Source organism: Streptomyces sp. H39-C1, from assembly GCF_027158125.1.
In the GTDB taxonomy this organism is placed as follows: domain Bacteria; phylum Actinomycetota; class Actinomycetes; order Streptomycetales; family Streptomycetaceae; genus Actinacidiphila; species Actinacidiphila fildesensis.
On sequence record NZ_JAPVLS010000029.1, the window covers coordinates 89,866 to 96,680 of the forward strand.

Here is a 6,815-nt window from a genome sequence, read left to right on the forward strand (position 1 = left end):
CTTGCTCTTTGGCAACACTGTTGCGAAAGTGGAGGGCATGAGTAGTCCCGCCACCCCCCTCCGCGTCGGACTGGTCGGCTACGGCCTGGCCGGCTCCGTCTTCCACGCCCCGCTCATCGCCGCCACCGACGGCCTGGTCCTCGACACGGTCGTCACCTCGAACCCCGAGCGCCGCGAGCAGGCCCGCGCCGAGCACCCCGACGTCCGGTTCGCCGCCTCCCCCGACGAACTGTGGACCGGCGACCCCGTCGACCTCGTGGTGCTCGCCTCCCCCAACCGCACCCACGTGCCGCTCGCGACCGCCGCCCTCCAGGCCGGGGTGCCCGTCGTCGTCGACAAGCCGCTCGCCGGCACCGCCGCCGAGGCCTACGAACTGGCCGCCCTCGCCAAGGACCGCGGCCTGCTGCTCTCCGTCTTCCAGAACCGCCGCTGGGACAACGACTTCCGCACCCTGCGCCACCTCGTGGACAGCGGCGAGCTCGGCACCGTGCAGCGCTTCGAGTCCCGCTTCGAGCGGTGGCGGCCGCAGCCCAAGGGCGGCTGGCGCGAGTCGGGCGACCCCGCCGAGATCGGCGGGCTCCTCTACGACCTCGGCAGCCACCTCGTCGACCAGGCCCTGACGCTCTTCGGCCCGGCCGTCCGCGTCTACGCCGAGTCCGACGTCCGCCGCCCCGGCGCCGAGGTCGACGACGACACGTTCATCGCGATCACCCACGCCGGCGGCGTCCGCTCCCACCTGTGGGCCAGCGCCACCACCGCCCAGCTCGGCCCCCGCTTCCGGGCACTCGGCAGCACCGCCGGCTACGTCAAGTACGGCCTCGACCCGCAGGAGGCCGCCCTCCGCGACGGCCTGCGGCCCGGCACCGCCGACGGCGACTGGGGCGTCGAGCCGGAGTCCGACTGGGGCACCCTCGGGGCCGGCGACTCCGTTCGCCCCGTCCCGACCCTGCCGGGCGACTACCCCGCCTACTACGCGGCGGTCGCCGCGGCCCTCCGCGACGGTTCGGCCCCGCCGGTCACCGCCCTGGAGGCGGCCGCCGCCCTCGAAGTCCTGGAGGCGGCCCGGCTCTCCGCCCGCGAGGGCCGCACGGTGGAACTGGAGGCGCGCTCATGAGCACTCCCAGTGATCTCGTCGCTGAGCTCGAAGCGCAGGAACGCGACCTCGTCCTTCAGGGGTTCAGCAACGACGACGCGTGGCGGCTGGGGTCGCTGCTGGTGGAGCTGGCGCGGGAGCGCAACGCCCCCGTGACGATCGACATCCGTCGCGGTAGCCAGCAACTCTTCCACTACGCGCTGGACGGCACCTCCCCGGACAACGACGCCTGGCTCGCCCGCAAGTCCCGCGTCGCGGAGCGCTACGGCGCGTCGTCGTACCTCGTCGGCGCCCGCTTCCGCGCCAAGGGCACCACCTTCGAGGAATCCTCCCGCCTGGACCCGGACCTGTACGCCGCCCACGGGGGCGCGGTGCCGCTGCGTGTGGCGGGGGTGGGGATCGTCGGGACGGCGGCGGTGTCGGGGTTGCCGCAGTCGGAGGATCATGCGCTGGTGGTGGAGGCGTTGTCGCGCATGGTGCGGGGGTAGCGGGCGGTTCGTCGTGGGTCGGTCGGGGGCCGGGCCCTCCGGGGGAGGGGTCCGAAATCGTATATTTACGATCCCCCAACCTTCGGCCGGGGGTGCCCCCAGCGGCTCACACATACACGGCAGCATTTCGGACCCCTCCCCCTGCGGCCCCGTCCCCCTCACGTCACAACAGGTCCGTCCGGCCCGGCGCCCGAAGTCCGCCGCAGGCGCAACGGCGCGGCAGGGGCCGACGTCCCTGCGGGAGCGCGGGTGGTGTCTGTGGCGTGCATTCGTGACGGCGGTGGTGGGGGCACCCCCGGCCGAAGGTTGGGGGAGGGTGGGGGAAAGCCCGCCGCAGGCGTGACGGTGCCGCTGGCGCTGACGTACCCGCACCCCCGCCCCGCGTGCCTGTCCCTCGCCGTGGGGCGGACGCTCACCCCGCGGCCGGCAGGCGAAATCTGCAGGCCGGGTCGTTGGAAGGGAGCCGGCCGCAGGTCAGATGTGGCGGCTTCGCCAGAGGACGTAGAGCGCTGAACCGACCGCCGCCACCCTGACCACCACCGGAAGCCCGTCCTGCAGTGCCTGGCCCATCGTGCCCTGGGGCACGGGCTCGCCCCATTTGCCCGCGGTCCGGCCCCACAGCCAGACGAGGAGGCCGGCCGCCGCCATGCCGGGGATGCCGAAGACCGCGAACTTCGCCTGGTTGCGCGACAGGCGGCGGGAGAAGTAGGCGACGAGCCAGCCCAGACCCAGCGGAATCCACGAGCCCAGCACCGCACCGGCCACGAGCAGGGCGCCGGCCAGCAGCAGCATCGGGTTGGCGCGCCCCAGCGGTTCCCGTACTTCCCGGATGCGGCGCCGGCGCAGCAGCCGACGGCGTGGCGCGGCCTCCTCGACGCCCTCTTCCAGCACTTCCTCTTCGAGCGCCTCGGCTTCCTCCTCCTCTTCGTCCTCCTCGTCGAGGTCGAAGTCGAAGTGCGCCCCGCCCGTCATGCCGGGCAGCCCCGTCAGCTCGTCCCCCGGGCGCCCGGCCGGGGCTCCGACGCTCCACCAGTCGTGCTCGCCCGGTGCGTCGTCCCGCTGCTGGGGGACCTTCCGGAAGGACGCGGGCTGCTCCGACGGTGTCTGCGGCCGGCCGGCCGCGGCCTCCACCACTTCGTCCGGCGAACCCAGCCGCCCCAGGATCCGCCGCACGGCCGCCGGACTGTCCCCGGCCCCGGGTCCCGAGGTGCTGACCCGCTCCCGGTCGATGTCGCGGCGCAACTGCGCCACGAGCCGCATCCGTTGGGCAGCGGGCAGCGTCGTCTGTGCCAGGTCACCGACCCGGCTCAAGTAGTCGAACACGAGCTGGTCGCTCTCGACACCCATCCGCCTCACCGCCCAAACCGCTGGCTCCACCGATCCGTTGAAGGTACCGCGACGGCTCCCGCCGGCGGGAGACCGACGCCTCCGGCGGGGGCGCGGGTACGACGGCCCGCGCGGGCTGCTCGCGCCGCGCGCCGTGTGTGCCCGGGGCGCGGATCGGTGTGTGGTACATCGATCTGCTGGGGGTTCGCTCGGTGTGCAGGTGGTGCGGGGTGAGAATGGCGGTATGACTACCGCTTCGCATGTTCCCGGGACCCCCACGATCACGGTCGGCTTCGACCTCGACATGACCCTCATCGACTCCCGGCCCGGCATCAAGGCCGCCTTCGACCGGCTGTCCGCGGAGACCGGAGTCTTCATCGACTCGGAGCTGGTCGTCACCCGGCTCGGGCCGCCGCTCGACCAGGAGCTCGCCCACTGGTTCCCGGCCGACGCCATCGCGGAGACCGCCGACCGCTTCCGCGCGCTCTACCCGGACTACGCCATCGCACCGACGCCCGCGCTGCCCGGAGCCCGTGCCTCCGTCGACGCGGTGCGCGCGGCGGGCGGCCGGGCGGTCGTCGTCACGGCCAAGTACGAGCCCAACGCCAGGCTGCACCTGGACCACCTGGGCATCGAGGCCGAGGTGCGCGGCTGGCTGTGGGCCGAGGCCAAGGCGGAGGCGCTGCTCGAATACGGCGCCTCGATCTATGTGGGCGACCACACGGGCGATGTGCGCGGCGCCCGTGTCGCGGGCGCGCTCTCCGTCGGCGTCGCCACCGGGCCGTGCGACGCCGCGGAGCTTCGGGCGGCGGGCGCGGACGTGGTGCTGGACAGCCTGACCGAATTCCCCGCCTGGTTCGCCGGCTACGCGCCGGCGGCCGCCTGACCCTCCCGGGCCTCCTGGACCCGGCGCTTCTGCGCGAGGGCGGAGCGCAGCAGCCCGCCGAGCGCGAGCGCCAGACCGGCGCCCATCAGCATCGACACGAAGTACGCGGGTGTCGGCAGCGGGTCGGTGCCGAGGAGCAGCGGAACCATGGTGGCCAGCGTGCTCACGGCGCCCACGAAGAAGACGATCGCGCCGACGCGCACCAGGACGTCGCCCGCCCCGCGGGTTTCGGACGTTGCGGGGGTCGTCCCCCGGGAGTGAGGTGTGTTGGTCACCCGACCAGGGTAGATCGGGTCCAGAGAGATGGGGGACCACGGCGTCTTGTCACGGGCCATCGGGCCAATAGGCTGGTAGCACGAGCAGGTCCGGTCAGGACGGGCCTGCCGCACTGCTATCCAGGGCCCTTTCGGGGGCTTTACGAGCGATGAGGACGAGGTCGGACGTGCCTACCGGCAAGGTCAAGTGGTTCAACAGCGAGAAGGGCTTCGGCTTCCTCTCCCGCGATGACGGCGGCGACGTCTTCGTGCACTCGTCGGTGCTGCCCGACGGGGTGGCCGCGCTCAAGCCCGGTCAGCGTGTGGAGTTCGGAGTGGTGAACGGCCAGCGCGGCGAACAGGCGCTCTCCGTCACGCTCCTCGAACCCGCACCGTCCGTCGCGGCCGCGCAGCGCCGCAAGCCGGACGAACTGCTGCCGATCGTCCAGGACCTCACCACGCTCCTGGAGGAGGTGGCGCGCTCGCTGCAGCGGGGCCGGTACCCGGAGAAGACCCACGGCCACAAGATCGCGGGCGTGCTGCGCGCGGTGGCCGACCAGTTGGACGTCTAGGGCGTGTTGCGAAAGGAGCGCCGTTCGCCCGGAGGGCGTGGTCCACGGCGTCCGGTGCGTGCGCTCGCAAGGCGGAGGGTCGTCCTCGTACCGGACGTACTTGGACGAGCCCGACAACGCAGCGAGGGCGCTTGCCGGGCGTCGTGGGCCAGGCGGGACTTTCGCAACACGCCCTAGGGGTCGCGGGGGATTCGCGGCGTCAGAACGTCAGCGCGTCGGGGCCGAGGGGCGGTACCAGTCCCTCGGCCGCCGCGCGGGTGAGCAGGCCACGGACCGCCGCGTAGCCGTCCTCACCGAGGTCGGCCGTGAACTCGTTCACATAGAGCCCGATGTGCTGGTCGGCGACCGCCGGGTCCATCTCCTGCGAGTGGGCCAGCACGTAGTCGCGCGAGGCCGCCGGGTCGTCCCACGCCATCCGCACCGACGTCCGGATCGCGTCCGCCAGCGCGTTCAGCTGCTCGGCACCCAGCGACCGCTTGGCGATGATCGCGCCGAGCGGGATCGGCAGGCCGGTGGTGTCCTCCCAGTGCTCGCCCATGTCGGCGAGCTTGTGCAGCCCGTACTGCTGGTACGTGAAACGCGCCTCGTGGATGACCAGGCCCGCGTCGACCCGGCCGTCCCGCACCGCGGGCATGATCTCGTGGAACGGCATGACCACGACCTTGCCGATACCCTCCGGCACTTCGGCCGCCGCCCACAGCCGGAACAGCAGATACGCCGTCGAGCGCTCGCTCGGCACCGCGACGGTCTTCCCGGCCAGGCTCATGGGGTCGCGGGTCAGCACCAGCGGGCCGCAGCCGCGGCCCAGGGCGCCGCCGCACGGCAGCAGCGCGTACTCGTCCAGCACCCACGGCAGGACGGCGTACGACACCTTCAGCACGTCGTACTCGCACTCCGCGCCCTGCTCGGCCAGGGTGTTGGTGATGTCGATGTCCGCGAACGTCACGTCCAGGGCGGGCGCGTCCGGCACCAGGCCGTGCGCCCACGCGTGGAACACGAAGGTGTCGTTCGGGCAGGGCGAATACGCGATCTTCATGTCAGGTCCCCAGGTCCTCACCGTCGAGCGCCGCCGGGAGTTTCCCGAAAGCCCCGGTCAGCGCGGCGAGCGCCGCCCCGATCCGCCAGGCCGCGCGGTCGCGCGGGCCCACCGGATTCGACACCGTACGGATCTCCAGCACGGGTACGCGGTGCGCCGCCGCGGCCTCCGCGACGCCGAACCCCTCCATCGCCTCGACGACGGCACCGGGATGGCGGTCCGCCAGCTCGGCGGCCCGCTCGGCGCTTCCGGTCACCGTGGACACCGTCAGGACCGGTCCGTGGACCGCGCCCAGCGCCCGGGCCACGGCCGCGCTCAGCGCGGCGGGCGGCCGGTGCTCGTTCACTCCGAAGCCCAGTTCCGCGACGGGCAGGAAACCGTCGGGCGTCTGCGCGCCCAGGTCCGCAGCCACGATGGTCTCCGCGACGGCCACCGACCCCAGGGGAGCGGCGGGTTGGAAGCCGCCGCCGATCCCGGCGGAGACCACCAGGTCGTACGGGGAGTCCGCCGAGGCCAGCGCGGTGGCCGTGCCGGCCGCCGCGGCGGCCGGGCCGACTCCTGCGGCGATCACGTCGCAGTGCACCGCGGGGTGCGCGGCCGCGCACAGTCCCGCGGTCACGGCATCCCGTTCCGCCGCCACCGCGGTCACCACCAGCAGACGCATCTCCGCGGACCCGCTATGCGGCCTTCTCCAGCTTGAACTGCCAGACACCGAAGACGTTGTCGGCAGTGGCGTCGGAACTGCCGACGATGTTCAGCGTGGCGTTCTTGAGCGGCATCGAGCTGCCGGTCTGCGGGTCGCTGACCGTGAAGATCCCGGCGGACTCGGTGAGCGTCCAGTACGTCTCGTCCTTCAGGACGTCCGTCTTCTGGTTCACGCCCGAGGCGATCAGCCAGCCCTTCTCACCGATGGACGGGTCGACGCCGACCCGGATCTTCTCACCCGGCTTGACCTTGATCGTGTGCTTGGGGGCGGCGCTCAGGCACGCGATGAAGATCGCGCTCGGCAGCTTCTTGCCCTTGGCGTAGCACTTGTCAGTGGCCTCGGTGGTCACGGTCTTGGTGCCCACGGTCACGGTCGCCAGCGGGGTCGGGTTCTCACAAGCGGTGAGGAGGACCAGCCCGAGGGACCCGGCACCGAGGGCGGCGGCAGCGCGGCG

Annotated in this window: 9 protein-coding genes; 4 read left to right on the forward strand and 5 right to left on the reverse strand. The window is 72.9% G+C overall.

The window, feature by feature from the left end; translation table 11 throughout:
• Positions 1-37: 37 nt before the first annotated feature.
• On the forward strand, positions 38-1,114 hold the full coding sequence (locus tag O3W51_RS20675) for a Gfo/Idh/MocA family protein (RefSeq protein ID WP_198357318.1): 1,077 nt from the start codon (positions 38-40) through the stop codon (positions 1,112-1,114).
• Positions 1,111-1,581: a heme-degrading domain-containing protein gene (locus O3W51_RS20680; protein WP_198357317.1), complete on the forward strand. Its 471-nt coding sequence runs from the start codon at positions 1,111-1,113 to the stop codon at positions 1,579-1,581. The genes O3W51_RS20675 and O3W51_RS20680 overlap by 4 nt, the downstream gene beginning before the upstream one ends.
• A 474-nt stretch (positions 1,582-2,055) precedes the next feature.
• Here the strand turns inward: O3W51_RS20680 and O3W51_RS20685 are convergent, their stop codons facing one another.
• Entirely contained in the window at positions 2,056-2,928 is an 873-nt protein-coding gene (locus O3W51_RS20685; protein WP_187144919.1) for a hypothetical protein, read from the reverse strand.
• A 223-nt stretch (positions 2,929-3,151) separates the two neighbouring features.
• Here O3W51_RS20685 and O3W51_RS20690 point away from each other — a divergent pair, with 223 nt between their 5' ends.
• The gene (locus O3W51_RS20690) at positions 3,152-3,793 is read left to right on the forward strand and encodes an HAD family hydrolase (protein ID WP_138358912.1); all 642 of its coding nucleotides are present in this window, start codon (positions 3,152-3,154) and stop codon (positions 3,791-3,793) included.
• Here O3W51_RS20690 and O3W51_RS20695 read toward each other — a convergent pair.
• Positions 3,772-4,068 carry a hypothetical protein gene (locus tag O3W51_RS20695; protein ID WP_138358914.1) on the reverse strand — a complete coding sequence of 99 codons (297 nt, stop codon included), beginning with the start codon at positions 4,066-4,068 and terminating at the stop codon, positions 3,772-3,774. The genes O3W51_RS20690 and O3W51_RS20695 overlap by 22 nt on opposite strands.
• A gap of 167 nt (positions 4,069-4,235) precedes the next feature.
• Between O3W51_RS20695 and O3W51_RS20700 the strand changes: the two genes are divergently transcribed.
• Positions 4,236-4,619, forward strand: coding sequence for a cold-shock protein (locus O3W51_RS20700; protein WP_138358916.1), 384 nt, complete (start codon positions 4,236-4,238; stop codon positions 4,617-4,619).
• 199 nt (positions 4,620-4,818) lie between these two features.
• Here O3W51_RS20700 and O3W51_RS20705 read toward each other — a convergent pair whose 3' ends face one another.
• The 3 genes from O3W51_RS20705 to O3W51_RS20715 form a co-directional block, all read right to left on the reverse strand.
• Positions 4,819-5,655: a 1,4-dihydroxy-6-naphthoate synthase gene (locus O3W51_RS20705; protein ID WP_138358918.1), complete on the reverse strand. Its 837-nt coding sequence runs from the start codon at positions 5,653-5,655 to the stop codon at positions 4,819-4,821.
• Position 5,656: 1 nt separating this feature from the next.
• Complete coding sequence (locus O3W51_RS20710) at positions 5,657-6,319, reverse strand: futalosine hydrolase (protein WP_138358920.1); 663 nt, start codon at positions 6,317-6,319, stop codon at positions 5,657-5,659.
• A gap of 13 nt (positions 6,320-6,332) precedes the next feature.
• On the reverse strand, positions 6,333-6,815 hold a 483-nt coding region (locus O3W51_RS20715; protein WP_269287133.1), incomplete at its 5' end, for a hypothetical protein.